20 protein-coding genes are annotated in these 21,452 nt (G+C 71.8%); 14 read left to right on the forward strand and 6 right to left on the reverse strand.

All coding sequences use genetic code 11. The features are described 5' to 3' along the window. On the reverse strand, positions 1–1,027 hold a 1,027-nt coding region (gene trpS / locus ACFP3R_RS22745; protein ID WP_380638396.1), incomplete at its 3' end, for a tryptophan--tRNA ligase. A 266-nt stretch (positions 1,028–1,293) separates the two neighbouring features. Then, a complete protein-coding gene (locus tag ACFP3R_RS22750; protein ID WP_380638397.1) occupies positions 1,294–1,443 on the reverse strand; it encodes a hypothetical protein in 150 nt (49 codons plus the stop codon). Between the two features lie 145 nt (positions 1,444–1,588). On the opposite strand from ACFP3R_RS22750, the gene typA reads away from it, so the two are divergent. The 10 genes from typA (at position 1,589) to ACFP3R_RS22800 (ending at position 14,363) form a co-directional block, all read left to right on the forward strand. After that, positions 1,589–3,490 carry a translational GTPase TypA gene (gene typA / locus ACFP3R_RS22755; protein WP_380638398.1) on the forward strand — a complete coding sequence of 634 codons (1,902 nt, stop codon included), beginning with the start codon at positions 1,589–1,591 and terminating at the stop codon, positions 3,488–3,490. Positions 3,491–4,258: 768 nt separating this feature from the next. Then, the gene (locus ACFP3R_RS22760) at positions 4,259–5,830 is read left to right on the forward strand and encodes an ABC transporter family substrate-binding protein (RefSeq protein ID WP_380638399.1); all 1,572 of its coding nucleotides are present in this window, start codon (positions 4,259–4,261) and stop codon (positions 5,828–5,830) included. A gap of 290 nt (positions 5,831–6,120) precedes the next feature. Beyond that, on the forward strand, positions 6,121–7,947 hold the full coding sequence (locus tag ACFP3R_RS22765) for an ABC transporter family substrate-binding protein (RefSeq protein WP_380638400.1): 1,827 nt from the start codon (positions 6,121–6,123) through the stop codon (positions 7,945–7,947). A gap of 150 nt (positions 7,948–8,097) precedes the next feature. After that, positions 8,098–9,096, forward strand: coding sequence for an ABC transporter permease (locus tag ACFP3R_RS22770; RefSeq protein ID WP_380638401.1), 999 nt, complete (start codon positions 8,098–8,100; stop codon positions 9,094–9,096). 1 nt (position 9,097) lies between these two features. Next, positions 9,098–10,042, forward strand: a complete 945-nt coding sequence (locus ACFP3R_RS22775) for an ABC transporter permease (protein ID WP_380638487.1) — start codon at positions 9,098–9,100, stop codon at positions 10,040–10,042. Continuing rightward, the gene (locus ACFP3R_RS22780) at positions 10,039–11,214 is read left to right on the forward strand and encodes an ABC transporter ATP-binding protein (RefSeq protein ID WP_380638402.1); all 1,176 of its coding nucleotides are present in this window, start codon (positions 10,039–10,041) and stop codon (positions 11,212–11,214) included. Before ACFP3R_RS22775 ends, ACFP3R_RS22780 begins: the two co-directional genes overlap by 4 nt. Beyond that, on the forward strand, positions 11,211–12,272 hold the full coding sequence (locus ACFP3R_RS22785) for an ABC transporter ATP-binding protein (RefSeq protein ID WP_380638403.1): 1,062 nt from the start codon (positions 11,211–11,213) through the stop codon (positions 12,270–12,272). Before ACFP3R_RS22780 ends, ACFP3R_RS22785 begins: the two co-directional genes overlap by 4 nt. A 135-nt stretch (positions 12,273–12,407) precedes the next feature. After that, positions 12,408–13,253: an N-acetyl-1-D-myo-inositol-2-amino-2-deoxy-alpha-D-glucopyranoside deacetylase gene (gene mshB, locus ACFP3R_RS22790; RefSeq protein ID WP_380638404.1), complete on the forward strand. Its 846-nt coding sequence runs from the start codon at positions 12,408–12,410 to the stop codon at positions 13,251–13,253. After that, positions 13,250–13,642 carry a hypothetical protein gene (locus tag ACFP3R_RS22795; protein ID WP_380638405.1) on the forward strand — a complete coding sequence of 131 codons (393 nt, stop codon included), beginning with the start codon at positions 13,250–13,252 and terminating at the stop codon, positions 13,640–13,642. The genes mshB and ACFP3R_RS22795 overlap by 4 nt, the downstream gene beginning before the upstream one ends. Then, positions 13,623–14,363, forward strand: coding sequence for a hypothetical protein (locus tag ACFP3R_RS22800; RefSeq protein ID WP_380638406.1), 741 nt, complete (start codon positions 13,623–13,625; stop codon positions 14,361–14,363). The genes ACFP3R_RS22795 and ACFP3R_RS22800 overlap by 20 nt, the downstream gene beginning before the upstream one ends. On the opposite strand, the gene ACFP3R_RS22805 is transcribed toward ACFP3R_RS22800, so the two are convergent. Then, positions 14,333–15,163 carry a GNAT family N-acetyltransferase gene (locus ACFP3R_RS22805; RefSeq protein ID WP_380638407.1) on the reverse strand — a complete coding sequence of 277 codons (831 nt, stop codon included), beginning with the start codon at positions 15,161–15,163 and terminating at the stop codon, positions 14,333–14,335. The genes ACFP3R_RS22800 and ACFP3R_RS22805 overlap by 31 nt on opposite strands. 146 nt (positions 15,164–15,309) lie before the next feature. Between ACFP3R_RS22805 and fdxA the strand changes: the two genes are divergently transcribed. Together fdxA and dapC are read left to right on the forward strand one after the other, a co-directional pair. Next, positions 15,310–15,636, forward strand: coding sequence for a ferredoxin (gene fdxA / locus ACFP3R_RS22810; protein ID WP_033430540.1), 327 nt, complete (start codon positions 15,310–15,312; stop codon positions 15,634–15,636). Next, positions 15,633–16,718 (forward strand): succinyldiaminopimelate transaminase, encoded by a 1,086-nt coding sequence (gene dapC, locus ACFP3R_RS22815; RefSeq protein WP_380638408.1) that lies wholly within the window; start codon positions 15,633–15,635, stop codon positions 16,716–16,718. Before fdxA ends, dapC begins: the two co-directional genes overlap by 4 nt. Positions 16,719–16,870: 152 nt before the next feature. On the opposite strand, the gene dapD is transcribed toward dapC, so the two are convergent. After that, positions 16,871–17,842 (reverse strand): 2,3,4,5-tetrahydropyridine-2,6-dicarboxylate N-succinyltransferase, encoded by a 972-nt coding sequence (gene dapD, locus ACFP3R_RS22820; RefSeq protein ID WP_380638409.1) that lies wholly within the window; start codon positions 17,840–17,842, stop codon positions 16,871–16,873. A 25-nt stretch (positions 17,843–17,867) separates the two neighbouring features. On the opposite strand from dapD, the gene dapE reads away from it, so the two are divergent. Together dapE and ACFP3R_RS22830 are read left to right on the forward strand one after the other, a co-directional pair. Further along, entirely contained in the window at positions 17,868–18,929 is a 1,062-nt protein-coding gene (dapE, locus tag ACFP3R_RS22825; protein ID WP_380638410.1) for a succinyl-diaminopimelate desuccinylase, read from the forward strand. Positions 18,930–18,956: 27 nt separating this feature from the next. Continuing rightward, the gene (locus ACFP3R_RS22830; protein ID WP_380638411.1) at positions 18,957–19,754 is read left to right on the forward strand and encodes an LOG family protein; all 798 of its coding nucleotides are present in this window, start codon (positions 18,957–18,959) and stop codon (positions 19,752–19,754) included. A gap of 163 nt (positions 19,755–19,917) precedes the next feature. On the opposite strand, the gene ACFP3R_RS22835 is transcribed toward ACFP3R_RS22830, so the two are convergent. Together ACFP3R_RS22835 and ACFP3R_RS22840 are read right to left on the reverse strand one after the other, a co-directional pair. Beyond that, a complete protein-coding gene (locus ACFP3R_RS22835; protein WP_380638412.1) occupies positions 19,918–20,964 on the reverse strand; it encodes a DNA glycosylase AlkZ-like family protein in 1,047 nt (348 codons plus the stop codon). Beyond that, a complete protein-coding gene (locus tag ACFP3R_RS22840) occupies positions 20,957–21,337 on the reverse strand; it encodes a DUF3224 domain-containing protein (RefSeq protein WP_380638413.1) in 381 nt (126 codons plus the stop codon). The genes ACFP3R_RS22835 and ACFP3R_RS22840 overlap by 8 nt, the downstream gene beginning before the upstream one ends. Between the last annotated feature and the right edge of the window lie 115 nt (positions 21,338–21,452).

Below are 21,452 nucleotides of genomic sequence, written 5' to 3' on the forward strand. Positions count from 1 at the left end.
GGTTGCAGCGCTGGGTGGCGTACAGCCGCACGTACCGGCCGGCGCCGCCGACCGCGAGGTTCTCGACCCCGCCGGAGAGGCGCAGGGCGGCGTCCAGGCGGTGGCGGCAGCGGTCGCGGGTGCGCTCGGCGCCGTGGGCGCGGACGCGGTCCAGCTCGGCCGGGTCGTCCAGCAGCTGCCGGGTCCGCTCCCGGACGGGCCGCAGCTCCTCCACCACCGCCTCGGCCGTCGCCTCCTTCAGGTCGTGGTAGCCGGTGAAGCCGTCCGCCAGGGCCACCGGCTCCCCGCCCGTGCACGCGGCCAGGATCTCCAGCAGGTTCGCCAGGCCCGGCTGCTCCTCGGGCGCGTAGCGCACCCGCGCCACCTCGTCCGTCACCGCCCGGCGGATCTTGCGCCGCACCAGGTCCGGCGGGTCGAGCACGAACACCGTGCCCGCCGCGTCCGTCGCCGACTTGGCCATCTTGCGGCTCGGGTCGGCCAGGTCCCGGACCCGCGCGGCCGTCGGCGGCACCACCGCGCGCGGCACCGCGAACACCTCCCCGTACGTGCCGTTGAACCGCCGCGCCAACGCCCGCGCCAGCTCCACGTGCTGCCGCTGGTCCTCACCGACCGGCACCTCCCGCGCGCCCTGGAGCAGGATGTCCGCCGCCATCAGCACCGGGTAGGTGAGCAGGCTCAACCGCACCGACGGCCGCCCCACCGACTTCTCCTTGAACTGCACCATCCGCGCCGCCTCGCCGTACGTGCAGGTGCACTCCAGCACCCAGGTCAGCGCGCCCAGCTCGCGGACCAGGTCGGACTGCACCGACACCGACCTCGGGTCGACGCCGGCGGCGATCAGCACCGCCAGCTGCTCCCGGGTCAGCGCCCGCAGCCGGGACGGGTTGTGCGACGTCGTCATCGCGTGCAGGTCGCTGATGAAGTAGACGTCGTCCTCCCCGCCGTCGACGGCCCACCGCCGGACGGCGCCCAGGTAGTTGCCCAGCTGGACCGGGCCGGACGGGGTGATCGCGGAAAGCCTGACCATCGTGGTTCCCCTCGGGTGGGCCCGCCGCGACCGAACCCTCCCCGACAACGCGAAAGGCCGCCTCGACGGGCGGCCTGCGTTCGGTTGACGCGCAGTTCCTCAGGGCCGCCGGAAGGCGGGCCACCAGGACGTGTGAAGTGCGCGCATGACCCGGGAGCCTAGCGGGTCGCGGCGGCCCACCGCACCCCTGCGGCCCGCCACCGTCCCACGGCCTGTGACCGCCCCGCCGGGCGACCGTGACAGTCCGTAGTTCCCGGTACGGGGCGTCACGCGGCCTTCTTCCCGGCTTTCTTCTGCGCCTTCTTCTTGGCCTTGAGCAGCGCCACGACCGGGCAGCGCTTGCACCGCGGCGTCGACCGGCAGCACTTCGCCTTCACCTTGCCCTTGCCCTTGCCCACGTGACGCGCTCCACTCATCCAGGTGTCCCCACAGTAGGTGAGGCTGACCTCACCTGCGGTGCCTGTGTGGTATTGACCGCACGCCCGGTAGACTGGTCATGGCTGTGCGCGTGCTCAAGTCCCGGCGCCTGGCCCTCCCTCGAATCAGCTCTAGGAGTTCCGCGTGCCCACGGCCACCGCGTCGATCAAGGAAACGCTGGTCCGCAACGACCTGCGCAACGTCGCGATCGTCGCGCACGTTGACCACGGCAAGACCACCCTGGTCGACGCCATGCTCCGCCAGTCAGGCGCCTTCTCCGAGCGAGCCGAGCTCGTCGACCGGGTCATGGACTCGGGCGAGCTGGAGCGCGAGAAGGGCATCACCATCCTCGCGAAGAACACCGCCGTCCGCCGCCACACGCCTGACGGCGTGGTCACCATCAACGTGGTGGACACCCCCGGCCACGCCGACTTCGGCGGCGAGGTCGAGCGCGGCCTGTCCATGGTCGACGGCGTCGTGCTGCTGGTGGACGCCTCCGAGGGCCCCCTGCCGCAGACCCGGTTCGTGCTGCGCAAGACCCTGGCCGCCGGCCTGCCCGTCATCCTCGTGGTGAACAAGGTCGACCGCCCCGACGCCCGGATCTCCGAGGTCGTCGAAGAGGCCCACGACCTGCTGCTCGACCTGGCCACCGAGGTCGGCGCCGACGACTCCGTCCTCGACCTGCCGGTCATCTACGCCTCCGCCCGCGCCGGCCGCGCCTCCCTCACCCAGCCCGCCGACGGCGGCCTGCCCGACGAGGAGAACCTCGACTCGCTGTTCGAGGTCCTGTTCAACCACATCCCCGCGCCCACCGGCGACGCCGACGCCCCGCTGCGCGCGCTCGTGACGAACCTCGACGCGTCCACGTTCCTCGGCCGCATCGCGCTGTGCCGCATCGCCGCCGGTCGCATCCGCAAGGGCGAGACCGTCTCGTGGTGCCGCGAGGACGGCAGCGTGCAGAAGGTCCGCATCACCGAGCTGCTGATCACCGAGGCGCTCGACCGCGTGCCCGCCGAGGAGGCCCGCGCCGGTGACCTGGTCGCCATCGCCGGCATCCCGGAGATCACCATCGGCGACACCCTCGCCGACGTCGACAACCCGGAGCCGCTGCCCCGGATTACCGTCGACGAGCCCGCCATCTCGATGACCATCGGCGTGAACACCTCGCCGCTGGCCGGCCGCAACGGCGGCACCAAGCTCACCGCCCGGGTGCTCAAGGCCCGGCTGGACTCCGAGCTGGTCGGCAACGTGTCCGTCCGCGTGCTGCCCACCGAGCGCCCCGACACCTGGGAGGTCCAGGGCCGCGGCGAGCTGGCGCTGGCCATCCTGGTCGAGCAGATGAAGCGCGAGGGCTTCGAGCTCACCGTCGGCAAGCCGCAGGTGGTGACCAAGATGGTCGACGACAAGCTGCACGAGCCGTTCGAGCGCCTCACCATCGACGCGCCGGAGGAGCACCTGGGCGCCATCACCCAGCTGCTGGCCAACCGCAAGGGCCGGATGGAGAACATGTCCGGCCACGGCAGCGGCCGCATCAAGCTCGACTACGTCGTCCCGTCGCGCGGCCTCATCGGCTTCCGCACCGAGTTCCTCACCGAGACCCGCGGCACCGGCATCGCCAACGCCGTGTCCGAGGGCTACGGCCCGTGGGCCGGCGAGATCCGGACCAGGCACAACGGGTCGCTGGTGGCCGATCGCTCCGGCTCGATCACCGCGTACGCGATGATCCAGCTGGCCGACCGCGGCACGTTCTTCGTCGAGCCGGGCGCCGACGCGTACGAGGGCATGGTCGTGGGCGAGAACCCGCGGGCGGAGGACCTCGACGTCAACGTCTGCCGCGAGAAGAAGCTGACGAACATGCGCACCTCCACGGCCGACGTCATGGAGACCCTGGCGCGGCCGCGCAAGCTGTCGCTGGAGGAGGCGCTGGAGTTCTGCGCGGTGGACGAGTGCGTGGAGGTCGCGCCGGAGGTCGTGCGGGTGCGGAAGGTGATCCTGGACGCGAACCAGCGGGGCCGCGAGCGGAACCGCGCCAAGCTGCGCGGCTGACGCCGGCTTCTCCTTATATATAGGGTGTGCTGACGGGCACCCCCGGGGCGTGCCCCGGGGTGCCCGTCCCGTTCGGTCGGCTACACGATCGGGTGGTCATCGGGCCGGACATGTACGAAAACCGGGGGTTCGGCACTCGGTTGAAACATGAGGAAACCGCCAACCCCGATCCCGGTCCACCACCCCGGTCCAGCCCCACTGCCCAGCCCCGCCGCTCCGACCCCGCCGCCCCTGCTGCAACGCCCCGGCTCCGGCCGCCCCGCTGCAACGCCTCGGCCCGACCTCACCGGCCTGGCCCGCCTGTCGGCCCTCCCGCGCCACCCGCACCCGCGCGCGTACCCGGGCCAACCGCTCGCTCGGCTGCGCGCGGTGCGTCGCCTGAGCTGGCGAGGGCTGCTCGGGCCAGGAGGTCGTCCCGGTAGGAGCTGCCCGGATGGAGTTCCATTCGCGCTGCGTGGCATGGTGTGACTGGTTGTGATGTGCTTGCGGTGATGCGTGGCGGGTGAGTCGCTCGTGCCGGGTGCCGGGTGCCGGGTGCCGGGTGCCGGGTGCCGGGTGCCGGGTGCCGGATGCCGGATGCCGGATGCCGGAGCAGGTCACCAGCACCCGGGATCGGGGTCGGGCCCCTCGGCCGGTCGCCCGCCGTCGGCATCTGGCACGCTCGACACCATGGGCAAGCGATCGGTTGTGGCGGTGTTGGCTGCGGTTTTGCTGTTGGCCTCGTGCACGGCGACCCCGCCCCCGCCCCTGGTGCCCTCGACACCGGGCATGACGGTCGTCCCCAAGGAGAAGCAGAACGAGCTGGTGGTCGGCGTCGACGACGTCGCGGGCGGCTACAACCCCCACACCCTCGCCGCCCAGTCGACGGTCACCACGGCCCTGTCCTCGCTGCTCCTGCCCTCCACCTTCCGCACCGACGAGGACGGCAGCCCGCGCGTCGACCTGGACCTGCTGGTCAGCGCCGAGGTCACCGACGCCGACCCGTACACCGTGACCTACACCCTCCGCCGGGACGCGAGCTGGTCCGACTCCGCCCCCATCGCGGCCGAGGACTTCGTCTACCTCTGGCAGCGCATGCGCGAGGAGCCCGGGGTCATCAACCCCGCCGGCTACCGCCTGATCGACGACATCGCCAGCCGCGAGGGGGGCAAGGTCGTCGAGGTGGTGTTCAGCGAGCCCTACCCCGGCTGGCGCAGCCTCTTCCACGACCTGCTGCCCGCCCACCTGCTCAAGGACGCCCCCGGCGGCTGGGGGACCGCGCTCGCCGACAGCTTCCCGGCCACGGGGGGCCCGTTCGCGGTCCGCACCCTCGACCAGCCCCGCGGGGAGATCATCCTCGAACGCAACGACCGCTACTGGGAGCAACCGTCGGCTCTCGATCGACTGATCCTCCGTCGGGCGAGCCAGCACGACATCGTCGAGGCCCTCGACACCAGCGACAACCACGTCGCGCTCATCCGGGCCGACGCCATCGCGCTGCGGGACGTCGACGAGCTGGCCGAGGCCAAGCCCGTCACGGTCACGACCGTGCCCCGGCCCGAGGTCGTCACCGTCCTCTTCCGGCCCGCCGCCCCCCGGATGGGTGATGTCCGGGTTCGGACGGCGATCGCGAACACCCTCGACCGCGACGAGCTGATCGCCGTCGGCACCCGCAGCGGCCCCAGCGCCCACCTCCGCGCCGACGCCCAGGTCATCCCGCCGTCACGTCCGGGTTACACGGCGACCATGCCACCCGAAACCGGCGACCCCGCGCAACTGCTCACCGAGGCGGGTTACACCCGGACGGATGGGCAGTGGGGGCGGGACGGTCGGCGGCTGGAGCTGACCATCGCCGCGCCGGCCGGGATCGAGCCCTACGTGGCCGTCGCCAACGAGGTCCAACGTCAACTGTCATTGTCCGGAATCGCAGGTCGCGTCCTTACAACCCAGCCCAATGAGTTGTTCGGCCAAGATCTGGGGCTTACGGACGCCTCTGACAACGCTGTCGACATTGCCGTCCTGCCCCGGCTCGACACGGGTGATTCGGCGGCCGTTCTGGCTTCCTCTTTCGGCTGCACGACGTCACCGCAGGACGGCGGTACACCCATTCCGGGGAATCTCTCGGGTTTCTGCGACCAGGCGGTCCAGCCGGTCGTCGAGCAGGCCCTGTCGGGTGAGGTGCTGCTCTCCGACGCCCTCGCGGCGGTCGAGCCGGTGCTCTGGCAGCAGGCCGTCTCGATGCCGTTGTTCCAGGTAGCGGACCTGCTGGTGGTCCTGCCGGAGGCCGAGGGGGTCACCGCCGGCGCCCCGTTCGCCGGTCCCCTGAGCGCCGCGTCGACCTGGCGCCGGGAAGATCGTTGACCGTTGACCCGGACGAAACACTGGCTTCAAGATGCGTTCGTGAGGCAGTATTGACAGTATTCCCGGCGACCGGTTAACGAACGCTCCTGCCCGTAACTAAGGAGTCGCTTGCTGCGACCGACGTGTCACCCTTTGGTCACGATCGGCCGATGGGCAGTGACCGTGCGGCGCACAGGTTCTTATCGTGCTCCAACGGTGTGTCGGTTCGGGGCGTGTTTGGCACATCACGGTTATGGGTGGAAGCAGACCCAAACGGTCGCTCCAACCCGGTGCTAGGAGGGCACGTGTCGATGAGGAGATCAAAAGCTGTCTCGGCGCTCGCGCTGATGACCAGCGCCGCGCTCGTGTTGAGCGCGTGCGGCGGCGGCGGTACGAGCACCACCGACCAGGGTGGCCAGCAGGACGCCAACCCGGGTGAGATCGGTGGCCAGGACGAGCTGCTCAAGCGTCCGAAGGTCGAGGACATCGGCGAGATCGCGGTCGCCGTGGAAGAGGGCTTCCACAACTACAACAACAACATCGGCGCGACGAACAACTTCTCCAGCACCATCGCGCTGTCGAACGTCCAGCCCTCGCCGTACGTGACCGAGCTGGTCGACGGCAAGGTGCTGATCAAGGTCGACGGCGACCTGATGGAGTCCGTCAAGGTCACCTCGTCGAGCCCGCAGACGATCGAGTGGAAGGTCCGCCCCGAGGCGGTCTGGTCCGACGGTCAGCCGGTCGACTGCGACGACTTCCACCTGAAGTGGCTCGCGGCCACCAGCAAGGCCACCATCACCGGTGACAGCGGCGAGCCCGCCTCGATCTTCGACTCGTCCCCCACGGGCTACGAGAACATCGAGAAGCTGGAGTGCGCGGACAACGACAAGACGATCACCACGACGTTCTTCGCGGACAAGCCGTTCGCCGACTACCGCGCGCTGTTCTCGCAGCCCGGCAGCGACAGCCTGCTCCCCGCCCACGTCCTGGAGCAGAAGGCGAACGTCCCGGACATCACCAAGGTCCTGCCCTCGCAGAACGACGACACCGTCAAGTCGGTCGCGGACTTCTACACCAAGGGCTGGCTGGGCTTCGACCCGTCGGTCGCCCTGTCCGCCGGTCCGTACGTGATCGAGTCCTCGGACCTGAAGGACCAGACCGTCCTGGTGCGCAACCCCAAGTGGTGGGGCAACCCGGGTGGTCCGGCCAAGGTCATCCTGAAGACGAACACGGACGCCCAGTCCGCGGCCCAGCAGCTGCAGAACAAGGAAGTCCAGGTCATCGCCCCGCAGGCCGACCCGTCGGTGGCCCTGCAGCTGCGCGAGGACAGCGCGTTCAAGGTCTACGCGGCCGGTGGCCAGACCTACGAGCACGTCGACTTCAACATGGCGCGCCCGCTGTTCAAGGAGAACAAGGACCTGCGCACGGCCGTGGCCCAGTGCTTCGACCGGCAGGGCCTGATCGACAAGCTGGTGGCGGACGTCGACCCGAACGCCAAGCCGCTGGGCAGCCTGACCTTCATGCCCAACGAGGTCGGCTACGAGGACCACTACGGCGACATCGGCAACGCCGACGTGGCGGCCGCGAAGAAGACCCTGGAGGACGGCGGCTGGGCCCTCGGCCCGGACGGCATCTACACCAAGGGCGAGTTCACCGCCAAGTTCTCGATCGGCTTCAAGACGGTCCAGCGCCGTGCGGACACCGTCCGCATCCTGCAGGACAAGTGCCGCCAGGCCGGTATCCAGGTCGACGCCGACCAGGCCGCCGACTTCAACGACAAGCGCCTCCCGGCCTCCGAGTTCGACGCGGCCCTGTTCGCGTGGGTCGGCCAGCCGCTGAAGGCCGGCGCGTACGGCAACTACGCGCAGCGCTCCAAGGGCGGTTCGGGCAACTACAACAACTACGACTCGGCCGCGCTGACCGAGAAGTGGGCCGCCGCGAACGGTGAGCTGGACTACGAGAAGCGCACCGCGATGATGAACGAAGCGGACAAGATCATGCGGGAGGACCTGCACAGCATCCCGCTGTTCCAGCTGTCCGACTTCGCCGCGTCGAACGCGGAGATCGGTCCGATCTCCTACATCGGCGTCGGTGGCGGCGTGACCTGGAACCTGTACGCCTGGCAGAAGAACAGCTGACAGCGGGCACGCAGGTGATCGAGCAGTAGCAGCACAACCCTTTTCCGCCGGGGGGCCGGTGCCACGAGCACCGGCCCCCCGGACGGTGTCCGCGTCCGGTAGGCGCCTACGCTGGCAGGCGTGGGTGCCTAGGGAGACTAGAGACTCGTCATGTTCCGTTACATAATCCGGCGGTTGTTGATCTCGATTCCGCTGTTGATCGTCGCCTCATTCCTCTGCTTCGGACTCGTCAACGCCATGGGCGACCCCCTGGCCGAGTGGAAGCTCCAGAAGCCCCGGACGCCGGCGGAGATCACCGCCGCCTACGAGCGGACGGGCTACAACGAGCCGTTCATGGAGCGCTACGTCGAGTGGGCGGGCGATTTCGTGACCGGCGACTGGGGTGAGACGGTCGTCCCCGGCAACGCGGGCAGGCCCGTCAAGGACGAGCTGCTCACGTCGTTCGGCATCACGCTGCGGCTCATCCTCGCGGCCGAGATCATCGCGCTCCTGCTGGGCATCGCGGTCGGCGTCATCGGCGCGGTCAGACAGTACTCGGTGTTCGACTACACGGCGACCGGAATATCGTTCGCGATGTTCTCGATGCCGTTGTTCTGCGTCGCCCTCATCCTCAAGGCGGGCGGCATCAAGCTCAACGACTGGCTGGAGTCCACCGGCGCCGACCGGTGGATCATCACCGCCGGACCACCGGGCGAGGGTTTCAGCGGCAGCTTCACCGAGCAGCTGTTCCAGTACAGCGGTGCCTACATCCTGCCGACCATCTCGCTGGTCGTGATCCAGTTCGCGCTCTACAGCCGCTTCCAGCGCGCCTCCATGCTGGAGACGCTCAACGCCGATTACGTGCGCACCGCGCAGGCCAAGGGCATCTCGCAGGGACGGGCGATCTTCCGCCACGCGCTGCGCAACGCGCTGATCCCGATCATCACGGTCTCCTCGTTGAACATCGGCGCGGGCTTCGGCGGCGCGGTGATCACCGAAACGGTCTTCAACTGGTCCGGGATGGGCAAGTTCATCGTCGAGGCCATCACGAAGATCGAGCCCTACCAGGTGCTCGGCTTCATGATGGTGACGGCCGTGTTCATCATCCTGTTCAACCTGATCGCGGACATCCTGTACGCCTTCCTGGACCCGAGGATTCGCCTTGACTGACATGGGTGCCCCCGTGGCGCAGGCGCCTGCGCCGGGCTCGCCCGAGGCGAGCCAGTTCGACAACACCTCGGCCCGCAAGCAGTGGCAGGTCATCCTGCGCCGGTTCGCCCGGCACCGGGCCGCGCTGTTCGGTTTCATCCTGTTCGTGATCCTGGTGCTCTTCGCCTTCTTCGGCGGCCTGTTCTGGAAGTACCCGTACACGGACCTGGGCTTCAAGCGGTACCTGCCGCCCAGCGGCGACCACCCGCTCGGCACCGACCGGCTGGGCGGCGACATGGTCGCCCAGATCATCCGCGGCACCCAGTTCTCGCTCCAGATCGCGATCGTGGTGGCGTTCCTGTCCACCCTCATCGGCGTGGTGCTGGGCGCGCTGGCCGGCTACCTCAAGGGCTGGGTCGACACCGTCATCAGCCGCTTCATCGACCTGCTGCTGGTGATCCCCAGCCTGGTCATCGCGGCCGTGCTGGTGCGCAACAGCTTCGTGGTGTCGGTGGCCGGCGGCGGTGGCTCGAACTGGATGATCGTGGCCCTGTACCTGGGCCTGATCGGCTGGCTGTCCATCGCCCGGGTGATCCGCGGCATGGTCCTGTCGCTGCGGGAGAAGGAGTTCGTGGAGGCCGCCCGCGCGCTGGGCGCGTCCACGTCCCGGATCGTGTTCCGGCACATCCTGCCCAACACCGTCGACGTGATCATCGTCAACGCCACGCTGGCCATCGCGCAGGCGGTGCTGCTGGAGGCGGCCCTGTCCTTCATCGGTCTGGGCGTGCAGAGCCCGGACACGTCGTTGGGCCTGATGATCAGCCTGAACAAGAACGAGTTGACGCTGCACCCGTGGTTGTTCTTCGCCCCGTTCGTGTTCATCGTGCTGATCTCGCTCGCGGTCAACTTCATCGGTGACGGGCTCCGGGACGCCTTCGACCCGCGGCAGAAGAGGGTGAAGGCATGAGTGAGCTGGACGTGATGGGCGCGCCCCGGTCGGACTCCGGCCACCCGGGCGAGAAGCTCCTCCAGGTGCGGGACCTGTCGGTGGACTTCCCCACCGACGACGGCACCGTGCACGCGGTGCGGGACGTGTCGTTCACGCTCGGCGCGGGCGAGGTGCTCGGTGTCGTGGGCGAGTCCGGCTCGGGCAAGTCGGTGTCGTCGATGGCGGTCATGGGCCTGCTGCCCAAGACCGCGCGGATCGGCGGTTCGATCGAGTTCCGGGGCCGCGAGCTGGTCGGGCTGAGCTACAAGGAGATGCAGCCCATCCGCGGCAACGGCATCTCGATGATCTTCCAGGACCCGATGACCTCGCTGAACCCGGTGTACACGGTGGGCTGGCAGCTCGCCGAGGCGCACCGGGCGCACCACGACGTGTCGAAGAAGGCCGCCTGGGCCAAGGCCGTCGAGGTGCTGGAGCTGGTGGGCATCCCGCAGCCGGACCGGCGCGCGTCGCAGTACCCGCACGAGTTCTCCGGCGGTATGCGGCAGCGCGTGATGATCGCGATGGCGATCGTCAACGACCCGGACGTGATCATCGCCGACGAGCCGACCACGGCGCTGGACGTGACCGTGCAGGCGCAGATCCTGGACACGCTGCTGCGCATCCGGGACGAGACGAGCGCCGGCATCATGATCATCACCCACGACCTCGGCGTGGTGGCGGGCATGGTGGACCGCGTCCAGGTCATGTACGGCGGCACGGTCGTCGAGCAGGGCACCGTGGACGAGATCTTCGAGGCCCAGCGGATGCCCTACACCGTCGGCCTGCTGGGCTCCATCCCGAACCCGAACATGCTGGGCAAGCGCCTCACCCCCATCCAGGGCGCGCCGCCCTCGCTGATGAACCTGCCGCGGGGCTGCACGTTCTCGCCGCGCTGCCCGCTGGCGATCGACGCCTGCCGGGAGACCGAGCCGCAGCTGCTGGAGACCGACCGGTCCGGCCACTTCGCGCGGTGCCACCGCTCCGCGCACCTGGCCACCATCGAGAACCCGCAGCGGCTGTTCGCGCACGACGAGATCGGTGTCGTGGAGAACCCCGCCTCCCTGACCGCGGCGAACCCGGACATCCCGGTGGCCGAGTCGGTGGAGGCGGTCGAAGCGCGGCTGCGCGAAGAGGAGAGGCCGACCTCATGACCACGTCCACCGATGTGAACCCGCAGGCCGGCGGCGCCGCCTCCGGGCGTCCGGGCGAGACCCCGCTGCTGGAGGTCCGGGACCTGGTCAAGTCCTTCCCGGTGCGCGGCGGCGGCATCATCCCGCGCACCGTCGGGCAGGTGCAGGCCGTCTCCGGCCTGACCTTCGACCTGTACCCGGGCGAGACGCTGGGCCTGGTCGGCGAGTCCGGCTGCGGCAAGTCCACCACCGGGCGCGCCATCCTCCAGCTGCACAAGCCGACCTCCGGCTCGGTGAAGTTCGAGGGCCGCGAGCTGACGAAGCTGCGCGGCAAGGGGCTGCGCTCGGTGCGCCGGGACATGCAGATCGTGTTCCAGGACCCGTACGCCTCGCTGAACCCGCGCTGGCAGATCAACGAGCTGATCTCCGAGCCGTTCAAGATCCACGGCAGGGAGAGTGGCACCAACGTGCAGTCGCGGGTCAACGAGCTGATGGAGCTCGTGGGCCTCAACCCGGAGCACCGCAACCGGTACGCGCACGAGTTCTCCGGCGGCCAGCGCCAGCGCATCGGCATCGCCCGCGCGCTCGCGCTCAACCCGAAGCTCGTGGTGCTGGACGAGCCGGTGTCGGCGCTGGACGTGTCGGTGCAGGCGGGCGTGGTGAACCTGCTGGAGGAGCTCCAGGAGCGCCTCGGCCTGGCCTACCTGTTCGTGGCGCACGACCTGTCGGTCGTGCGGCACATCTCCGACCGGGTCGCGGTGATGTACCTCGGCAAGATCATCGAGATCGGTGACCGCGAGGAGATCTACGGGCGCCCCATGCACCCGTACACGCAGGCGCTGCTGTCCGCGGTGCCGGTGCCGGACCCGAAGCTGGAGCGCCGCCGCCAGCGGATCGTGCTCACCGGTGACGTGCCGTCGCCGGTGAACCCGCCGTCGGGCTGCCGGTTCCGCACCCGCTGCTGGAAGGCGCAGGACATCTGCGCCACCGAGGAGCCGAGGCTGGAGCACCGCGGCGACGCCGCCGGCACGCTCTCGGCGTGCCACTTCGCCGAGGTCAAGCCCCTGCTGGTCGGCTGACCGCACCCGCCCCGCCGGGGGCGCCGGGTTCGCCCGGCGCCCCCGGCGGCGCGCGTCCCACCCCCGGCCGGGCCCGCCGCGCCGCCGGGGGCGGTGCGGTTCAAGGCCGTCATACCCACGCTTTACTCTGATCCGGTGACGCTGACTGCACCACCACGGTTGCTGCTGGTACACGCACACCCGGACGACGAGAGCCTGTGGACGGGCGGCACGATCGCCCGCTACTCCTCCCTGGGCGTGCACGTCACCGTGGTCACCTGCACCCTCGGCGAGGAGGGTGAGATCATCCCGCCCGCGCTGCGCAACCTGGCCGCGGACGCCGCCGACCAGCTCGGCGGGTACCGGGTCGCGGAGCTGCGCTCCGCCTGCGCCGCCCTGGGTGTGACCGACCACCGGTTCCTCGGCGGCATGGGCCGCTGGCGCGACTCCGGCATGGCGGGCGTCGAGGCCAACGACCACCCGCGCGCGTTCGTCCGGGGCCCGGCCGACGAGCAGGCCGCGGAGCTGGCGGAGATCATCGCCTCGGTCCGGCCGCAGGTCGTGGTCACCTACGACGCGTTCGGCGGCTACGGGCACCCGGACCACATCCGGGCGCACGAGATCACCACCGCCGCGGTCGCGTCCTCGGACGTGGACCGCCTGTTCCACACCGTCACCTCGCGCGCCGCGACCGCCGAGGGCGTGGCGCGGCTGGCCGGGCTGGGCGACCTGCCGTGGCGGCTGCCCGCCGAGGGCGAGCTGCCGGTCACCGACGACGAGGCCATCACCACGGTGGTGGACGTCTCCGAGCACCTGGTGGCCAAGCTGCGCGCGCTGCGCGCCCACTCGACCCAGGTCGGCGTGTGGCAGGACGGCGCGGGCGGCGCGTCCTACGCGCTGTCCAACGGCATCGCCCAGCCGGTCGTGCCCACCGAGCACTACGTGCTGGCGCGGGGGCCGGTGGCGGGCGCGGCGACGGACCTGTTCGGGGGGTTGGATTGACCGACCGCCTGGCGCTGCTCGGGATCGCGGCCGCGGCCTTCGTGCTCGCGGTGCTGGAGCTGTTCTTCCTGCCGCTGCGGCTGGACGGCACCCTGCTGCCGCGCGTGGACGACTGGCCTTTCCCGGTCACGGTGGTGCTGGCGGTGCTGACCACCCCGCTGCTGGTGCGCCTGGCCTCCCACCACGCGCGGCGCACCTCGGGCGCGGCCTCGCCGCTGCTGGTGTGGATGGCGACGCTGCTGCTGTTCGGGCTGTTCGGGCCGGGTGGTGACGTCGTGCTGCTCGACGACTGGCGCACCCTGGTGCTGTTCGCCGGCGGCGTGCTGCCCAGCGCCGTCGTCGTGGGTGCTTTCGTGGGGAGGCGGGCCGGTGGCGGAAGCGATCACTGACCGGGACGTGGTGCGCGCGTTGCGGCCGTTCGTGCGCGCCACGGGGCCGCTGCTGGACACGCTGCGGGAGGCCAACCTGCTCGGCCTGCGCGACCGCGAGGTGGAGCGCGGCGCCGACCGGCGGCTGGTGGACCGGCTGTGGGACCGGCTGGCGCGGGTGAAGGTGCCGGGCACGGCGGCGTGGGCGCGGATGGACGTGCCGCAGCGCGACGAGTGGTGGCTCAACCGGTTGGGCCGGCTGCTGTCGCTGCTGGCCGCGATCCCCGGCGTCGGCGGCGCGCTGGCCGACCGGCTGCCGATCCAGTCGACGCTGGGCGCGGCCGGGCAGGGGCTGCTGCTGTCGGCGATGGCGGGGGAGCGCGGGATCACCTCCACCGAGGACCGGGTGCGGCTGCTGGCGCACGTGCTGTTCCAGCGGGAGGTCGACGGCCGGGCCGTGGAGCCGGTCGAGGACGAGGACCGCCGGACCCGGGAGCTGACCGAGGAGCTGAAGCCCGAGCGGTCCACGTTCAAGGCCATCGGCGCGACCGTGTGGAAGCTCGCCAAGGTGCTGTGGCGGCTGGAGGACGAGCTGGACAAGCGGCCGCAGGGGCGGCTGTACCACCAGGCGCTGGGGATGCTGCCCGTGGTCGGGGTCCTGGGCGACTACCTGGGCGAGCGGTGGGCGTTGAAGGAGGTCCGCGCGTCGGCCTACGCGTGGTTCGGCGCCCAGTACCGGTAGCGGTGGTGCTCGACGCAGCCCAGCGAGGCGTACAGGGCGATGGCGGGCCGGTTGTGCTCGGCCACCTGGAGCGCGCAGCGGGTCGCGCCCCGTTCGGCGCCCCACGCGGCGAGGCCGCCCATGAGCAGCCGGGCCAACCCCCGGCGGCGGACCCCGGGCCGCACCGCGAGCCGGGCGACGTGCAGCAGGTCGCCGACCACGGCGCCGCGCACGGCGGCGAGCACGGTTCCGGCCGTCTCGTCCGTGCCCCCGGTCTGCTTTGCCTCCCCGGCCTCCGCCGACCCTTTGGCCTCCTCGTTCTCCTCCGGTCCCCGGGCCACGACCACGCCGAACCCGACCGCCGCCCCGGTGGTGAGCACGTGCCGCTGGGCGGGCGTGGGGTCGGGTTGGGCGGCCAGTTCCCACCAGCCGGGAAGCGGCTCGGCGGTGACGACCACCCCCCGGCGGTCCCGATCGTGCTTCGGGGTGACGAACCCGGCGAGCGCGCCGGTCATCACGAGCGATTCCGCGCCGCCGGGGTGGTCGAGGTCGACCCGCCAGCCGGCGGTCGCGACGGCGCCCTCCGCCGGCGAGCCGATCACCACGTGGGCGGCCGGCGCGATCGCGTGGCGGCGGGCGAAATCCCGCACCCGGTCGAGCGCCTCGGGCACCGGAATTCCCGGGTCACCCGTGGTCAGGGCGCTGTTGGCGCGTCCGGTGAAGCCGCCGGCGGCCCGCAGCCGCCACTGCCCCAGGGGGACGTCGACCACGGCCGGCCACGCGTCGGCGCACCGCTGCTCCAACCCGGTGATGTCGTGCACCCGGGCATCGTCCCCCGCGTCCCCGCCGGGTGTCGTGTGAGCTGCCGCACGGTGCGGATAAGGCAAGCCTGGGCGTTGGAGGATGGAGCGCGCCGCGTACCCTCCGGCTTGCGCGGTGTGGACCAGAGCAGAAGCAGGAGAGCGCAGTGACCTATGTGATCGCCCAGCCGTGCGTGGACGTGCTCGACAAGGCGTGCATCGAAGAGTGCCCCGTCGACTGCATCTACGAAGGCGACCGGATGCTCTACATCCACCCGGATGAGTGCGTCGACTGCGGTGCTTGCGAGCCGGTGTGCCCGGTGGAGGCCATCTACTACGAGGACGACGTGCCGGACGAGTGGAAGGAGTACACGAAGGCGAACGTGGACTTCTTCGACGAGCTGGGGTCCCCCGGCGGCGCCTCGAAGGTGGGCAAGGTCAGCGCGGACCCGGCGTTCGTCAAGGCGCTGCCGCCGCAGGCGTCCCACGAGTGACCACGAGGCTCCCGGACTTCCCCTGGGACTCGCTGGCCGACCACGCCGCCGCTGCGCGCGCGCACCCCGGTGGCGTGGTCGACCTGTCCATCGGCACGCCGGTGGACCCCGTCCCGGACGTGATCCAGCGGGCCCTCGGCGCGGTCGCCGACCAACCCGGCTACCCGACCACCCACGGCACCCCCGCGCTGCGCGAGGCCGCGGTCGGGGCGCTGGCCCGGCGGCACGGCGTGGAGGGGCTCGACCCGGTGGCGGTGCTGCCGACCATCGGCTCCAAGGAGCTGGTGGCGTGGCTGCCGACGCTGCTCGGGCTCGGTCCGGGTGACGTGGTCGCCATCCCGGCGCTGTCCTACCCGACCTACGAGGTGGGCGCGACGCTCGCGGGCGCGACGCCGGTGCGGCTGGCCGACGGCGAGCCGCCGCCCGCCGGGACCCGCCTGGTGTGGCTGAACTCGCCGGCCAACCCGACCGGCCGGGTGCAGTCGGCCGACGCGCTGGCGCGGGCCGTGGCGGAGGCGCGGGAGGTGGGCGCGGTCGTCGCGTCCGACGAGTGCTACCTGGCGCTGCCGTGGACGGCGGAGCCGGTGTCGGTGCTGCGGCCCGAGGTGCGCGGCGACTCCCTGGACGGGGTGCTGGCCGTGCACTCGCTGTCGAAGACGTCGTGCCTGGCGGGGTACCGGGCGGGGTTCGTGACCGGTGACCCGGCGCTGGTGAGGTCCCTGCTGGAGGTGCGCAAGCACGCGGGCATGATCGTGCCGCGGCCCGTGCAGGAGGCCATGACGGCGGCGTTGACCGACGACGCGCACGTGGCGGAGCAGCGGGAGCGCTACCGGGCGCGGCGCGCGGTGCTGCTGCCGGCGCTGACCGCGGCGGGTTTCACCGTGGAGCACTCCGAGGCGGGCCTGTACCTGTGGTCGACCCGCGGCGAGGACGCGTGGGAGACGGTGGCGTGGCTGGCCGAGCGCGGCGTCCTGGCCGCCCCCGGCACGTTCTACGGCCCGACCGGCGACCGGCACGTCCGCATCGCCCTGACCGCCACGGACGACCGCGTGGCCACCGCGGCCGCCCGCCTGACCCGCTGATTTTCTGGCCCTGAACCTACCCACGAGTGAAGAACTCGGGGGTCGTGAACGTACGACACGGTGGTCCCGAACGTACGACTCGCGCGAGTCGTACGTTCGGGGCGCGCGAGTCGTACGGTCGGGGTGGGTGAGTTCTTTACTGGTGGGTAGGGTCAGTCGTTGGCGTGGAGGGCGGCGTTCAGCTCCACGCCGGTGCCCTTGCGGGGCAGGACCTTGACCGCGCCGGTGGTCGAGTCGCGCAGGAACAGCAGGTTGGACATGCCCGACAGCTGCGCCGCCTTGACGACCGCGCCGTCCGCGCCGGTGACCTTGGTGCCGGCGGTGACGTAGAGGCCCGCCTCGACGACGCAGTCGTCGCCCAGCGAGATGCCCAGACCCGCGTTGGCGCCGATCAGGGAGCGCTCGCCGACGGAGATGACCTGCCTGCCACCGCCCGACAGGGTGCCCATGATCGACGCGCCGCCGCCCACGTCCGTGCCGTCGCCGACGACCACGCCCGCCGAGACGCGGCCCTCCACCATGGACGCGCCGAGCGTGCCCGCGTTGAAGTTCACGAAGCCCTCGTGCATGACGGTGGTGCCGGGCGCCAGGTGCGCGCCCAGGCGCACCCGGTCCGCGTCCGCGATCCGCACACCGGTCGGCGCCACGTAGTCGACCATCCGCGGGAACTTGTCGATCCCGTACACGGTCACCGGCCCGCGCGAGCGCAGCCGCAGCCGGGTCTCCTCGAAGCCCTCGACCGCGCACGGCCCGAAGTTCGTCCACACCACGTTGTTCAGCAGCCCGAAGACGCCGTCCAGGTTGGCGCCGTGCGGCCGGACCAGCCGCGACGACAGCAGGTGCAGCCGGAGCCACACGTCGTAGGCGGACGCGGGCGCGTCGGCCAGGGAGGCGATGCCGACCTGGACGCCGACGACCTCCACGTCGCGCTCGGCGTCCGCGCCGAGCTGCCGGGCCGCGGCCTCGCCCAGCGCGGAGGCGACCTCCGCGGACGACAGCAGCGTCGTCCCGGCGGCCCCCCCGCCCAGCCGCGGCGCGGGGAACCACGTGTCCAGCACGTCGCCGGTCGGGGTGACGGTCGCGAGTCCGACGCCGTACGCGCCGGTGGTGTCTGCGGTGCTCACGGACGCCAACGGTAACGTGCGGCGCATGGCCGACCCCCTGGACCTCGCCGCCGATCCCGTCGAGCTGACCGCCGCGCTGGTGGACATCCCCAGCGTGTCGCGCGACGAGGCGCGCATCGCGGACGCGGTGGAGCGGGCCCTCCGGGAGCAGACGCCGCTGGAGGTGGTCCGCCACGGCGACGCCGTGCTGGCCCGCACGAACCTCGGCCGCCCGAACCGGGTCGTCCTGGCCGGCCACCTGGACACCGTGCCGGTCAACGACAACCTGCCCGCCCGCCTGGTCGACGGCGTCCTGCACGGCTGCGGCACGGTGGACATGAAGGGCGGCGACGCGGTGATGCTGCACCTGGCCGCCACCACCCCGGCCCCGCGCCACGACCTGACCTTCGTGTTCTACGACTGCGAGGAGATCGAGGCCGTCCACAACGGCCTGGGCCGCGTCGAGCGCGAGCTGCCCGAGTGGCTGCGGGGCGACCTGGCGATCGTGTGCGAGCCGTCGAACGCGGTGATCGAGGCCGGCTGCCAGGGCACCGTGCGCGTCGAGGTGCGCGCGACGGGCGCCCGCGCCCACACCGCCCGCGGCTGGATGGGCGTCAACGCGATCCACGCCCTCGGCGAGGTCCTGCGCCGCCTGGAGGCGTACGAGCCGCGGCACGTCGAGATCGACGGCTGCCACTACCGCGAGGGCCTCCAGGCGGTGGGGGTCTCCGGCGGCGTGGCGGGCAACGTGGTGCCGGACGAGGCGGTGCTGACGGTCAACCACCGGTTCGCCCCCGACCGGTCGCCGGAGCAGGCCGAGCGGCACCTGCGGGAGCTGTTCCGCGGCTACGACGTGACCGTCACCGACCTGTCGCCGGGCGCGCTGCCCGGCCTGGCCCACCCGGTGACGCGGGAGCTGGTGGCGGCGTCCGGCGGCACGCCCGTGGCCAAGCTCGGCTGGACCGACGTGGCCCGCTTCGCCGCGCTCGGGATGCCCGCGGTGAACCTCGGCCCCGGCGATCCGAGCCTGGCGCACACGAAGCAGGAGAACGTCCCGGTGAACCAGGTGCGACAGTGCCTTGAAGTGTTGCGTCGCTTCCTGGGTTAGGCCGGAAGCGCCACTACACTCCGGCCGATGAGCGAGAACGGCGTGGACGAGCATCCAGTGAACGAGCACCCCGTGGACGAGCACCCCAAGGAGAAGCAGCGCGGACCGGTCGTCCTGCGCCGCGAGCGCCGCGACGAGCTGACGACCACCGACCAGCGCCTGCTGGACTCCCGCGGCCACAGCGACTGGGTGCACACCGACCCGTGGCGGGTGCTGCGCATCCAGGCGGAGTTCGTGGAGGGCTTCGGCGCGCTGGCCGAGGTGCCGAGCGCGGTGACGGTGTTCGGCTCCGCCCGCACGGGCCGCGACCACCCCGAGTACGAGACCGGCCGCGAGCTGGGCCGGGCGCTGGCGGAGGCCGGGTTCGCGTGCATCACCGGCGGCGGTCCGGGCGCGATGGAGGCGGTCAACCGGGGCTGCTCGGAGGCGGGCGGCTTCAGCGTCGGCCTGGGCATCGAGCTGCCGTTCGAGCAGGGCCTGAACCCGTGGGTCGACCTGGGCGTGAACTTCCGCTACTTCTTCGTCCGCAAGACCATGTTCATCAAGTACTCGCAGGCGTTCATCTGCCTGCCGGGCGGCTTCGGCACGCTGGACGAGCTGTTCGAGGCGCTGACCCTGGTGCAGACCAAGAAGGTCACCAAGTTCCCGGTGGTGCTGTTCGGCCGCGCCTACTGGCAGGGCCTGTACGACTGGGTGAAGAGCTCGGTGCTGGACGGCGGCAAGGTCGGGGAGAAGGACGTCGAGCTGCTGTACCTGACCGACGACGTCGACGACGCGGTGCGCATCGTGCGCGAGGCGCACCAGGCGTGGGCGGACGCGCACTGAGCCGGTAGGGCGCCGCGCCGGTCGACCTCGCCGGTCGACCGCGAGGTCGCCGACACCGACGTCGACGACCTGCCGGTCGTGGAGACCGCGCGCGACCGCGAGGCGCCGGCGCCGGACCCGCCGGTGGTCGTCGACGACGTGACCGCCGCCCCGGGCGCGTGCGCTAGCCGATCCGCGCCTCCGCCAACCCCCTGGCGCGGGCCAGCCGGTCCGCCTCCTCCGCGAACATGTCGAGGTCCAGCGCCACGAACGGCGCCAGGGTCACGTCCAGCCGCCCGCCGCTCGTCCTCGCCTGCCAGGTGCCCAGCACCTCGCCGTCCACGAGCAGCGCGCCCCGCCGGCCCAGCACGCGCCACACCTGCTTCCGGTGCTCCGCGTCGGGCACGAGCAGCTCGCGGTCGCGGGCGTTGAGGTAGGGGTCCAGCGGCGGCAGCAGCCGCACCACCTCGGGCTCGGGCGGGTTCTCGAACGCCGCGACCCGGTCGGCGGGCAGCCACGCCTTCCGGGACACGGGCACGAGGTCGTCCGGCCAGGCCGCCTTGACGTCGCGGACGGGCGCGTCGAAGTACCGGGCGACCTCCGCGTAGCCGGCGGGACCGTGCAGCCCCAGGTAGTGGGTGATCAGCTCGCCGAACCCCTCGGCGCGCTCCGGCACCTCGCGGCGGTCCTCCAGCGGCACGAACACCACGCCCCGCTCGTCCGGGTCGAACCGGAGGCCGGCGGGCAGCACGGCGAGCCGGAACACCGGGTCGAGCACGTGCGTCGCCCCGCAGCTCCGGCACCAGCCGGTGACCTCGGGCGGCACGAGCGGCGTCAGGCGGGCGGACGCCTCGCCCTTGGTCATCGGGCCGGTGACCACGTCGCGCAGCGCGGCGGCGACCTCGCGCAGGACCCGCAGGCCCTCGGTGACGGGCGGCCGGCCCATCCGGGCCACGGCGTCGGCGTCGCCCAGCGGCCACAGCCGGGCGGCCAGCGCCGGCACGTCCCGCGCGCGGTGCCGGTGGGGCGCGCCGCGCACGGTCCAGGTGAGGGTGAAGGCGTCGTCGAGCGGGGGCACGACGTCCAGGCGGGCGGCCAGCGCGGGCACGGCGGAGCGCTCGGAGTCCTGGAGTCCGAGGTCGAACACCCGCAGCCGGGCGGGGTCGGTGGTGGTCCGGTCGAACTGGTGGGCGGCGACGCGGTAGGCGATCACCCGCTCGCGGTCAGCCACCCCGGACGTCCTCGAACACGACGTCCAGGGTGATCAGCTCGTGGGCGAGCCGGACCTCGCCGCCGAGGCCCGCGAGCCCGCCGGTGCCCGAGCCGGGCACGACGTGGCCGAAGCTGCGGGCCCCGGCGGCGGAGACGACACCGCCGTGCTGCATGACGAACGACCCGGTGCGGCCGTCGAGGGTGCCGGTGAACCGCTCCGTGCCGACGTACCCGGCCTGCCCCTCGGACGGTTGGCACGTGGTCAGCTCGGCGGTGGAGGTGCCCTCCAGGACACCGGTGTAGGTCTTCTCCACCAGCACCCGGCCGAGCTTCGGCTCCGCCTCGTCCCAGGTCGTGTCGTCCCACCGGGTGATCGTGAACGTCGATTCCATGCCGGCGATCCTGGCAGGGGCACCTGTCGACCGCTGTCAGGACCCCAGCCAGAGGACCCCAGCCAGAGGACCCCAGCCAGAGGACCCCAGCCAGAGGACCCCAGCCAGAGGACCC

The sequence above is a fragment of the Saccharothrix lopnurensis genome (genome assembly GCF_042658445.1).
GTDB lineage: Bacteria > Actinomycetota > Actinomycetes > Mycobacteriales > Pseudonocardiaceae > Actinosynnema > Actinosynnema lopnurensis.

Bases quoted from the DNA above. Each gene is read 5' to 3' on its own strand.
- ACFP3R_RS22765 (WP_380638400.1), top strand. From the start codon at position 6,121: ATGAGGAGATCAAAAGCTGTCTCGGCGCTCGCGCTGATGACCAGCGCC.
- ACFP3R_RS22840 (WP_380638413.1), bottom strand. From the start codon at position 21,337: ATGGAATCGACGTTCACGATCACCCGGTGGGACGACACGACCTGGGAC.
- ACFP3R_RS22750 (WP_380638397.1), bottom strand. From the start codon at position 1,443: ATGAGTGGAGCGCGTCACGTGGGCAAGGGCAAGGGCAAGGTGAAGGCG.
- ACFP3R_RS22830 (WP_380638411.1), top strand. From the start codon at position 18,957: ATGAGCGAGAACGGCGTGGACGAGCATCCAGTGAACGAGCACCCCGTG.
- ACFP3R_RS22780 (WP_380638402.1), top strand. From the start codon at position 10,039: ATGAGTGAGCTGGACGTGATGGGCGCGCCCCGGTCGGACTCCGGCCAC.
- ACFP3R_RS22770 (WP_380638401.1), top strand. From the start codon at position 8,098: ATGTTCCGTTACATAATCCGGCGGTTGTTGATCTCGATTCCGCTGTTG.
- ACFP3R_RS22775 (WP_380638487.1), top strand. From the start codon at position 9,098: ATGGGTGCCCCCGTGGCGCAGGCGCCTGCGCCGGGCTCGCCCGAGGCG.
- ACFP3R_RS22760 (WP_380638399.1), top strand. From the start codon at position 4,259: ATGACGGTCGTCCCCAAGGAGAAGCAGAACGAGCTGGTGGTCGGCGTC.
- dapE (WP_380638410.1), top strand. From the start codon at position 17,868: ATGGCCGACCCCCTGGACCTCGCCGCCGATCCCGTCGAGCTGACCGCC.
- ACFP3R_RS22785 (WP_380638403.1), top strand. From the start codon at position 11,211: ATGACCACGTCCACCGATGTGAACCCGCAGGCCGGCGGCGCCGCCTCC.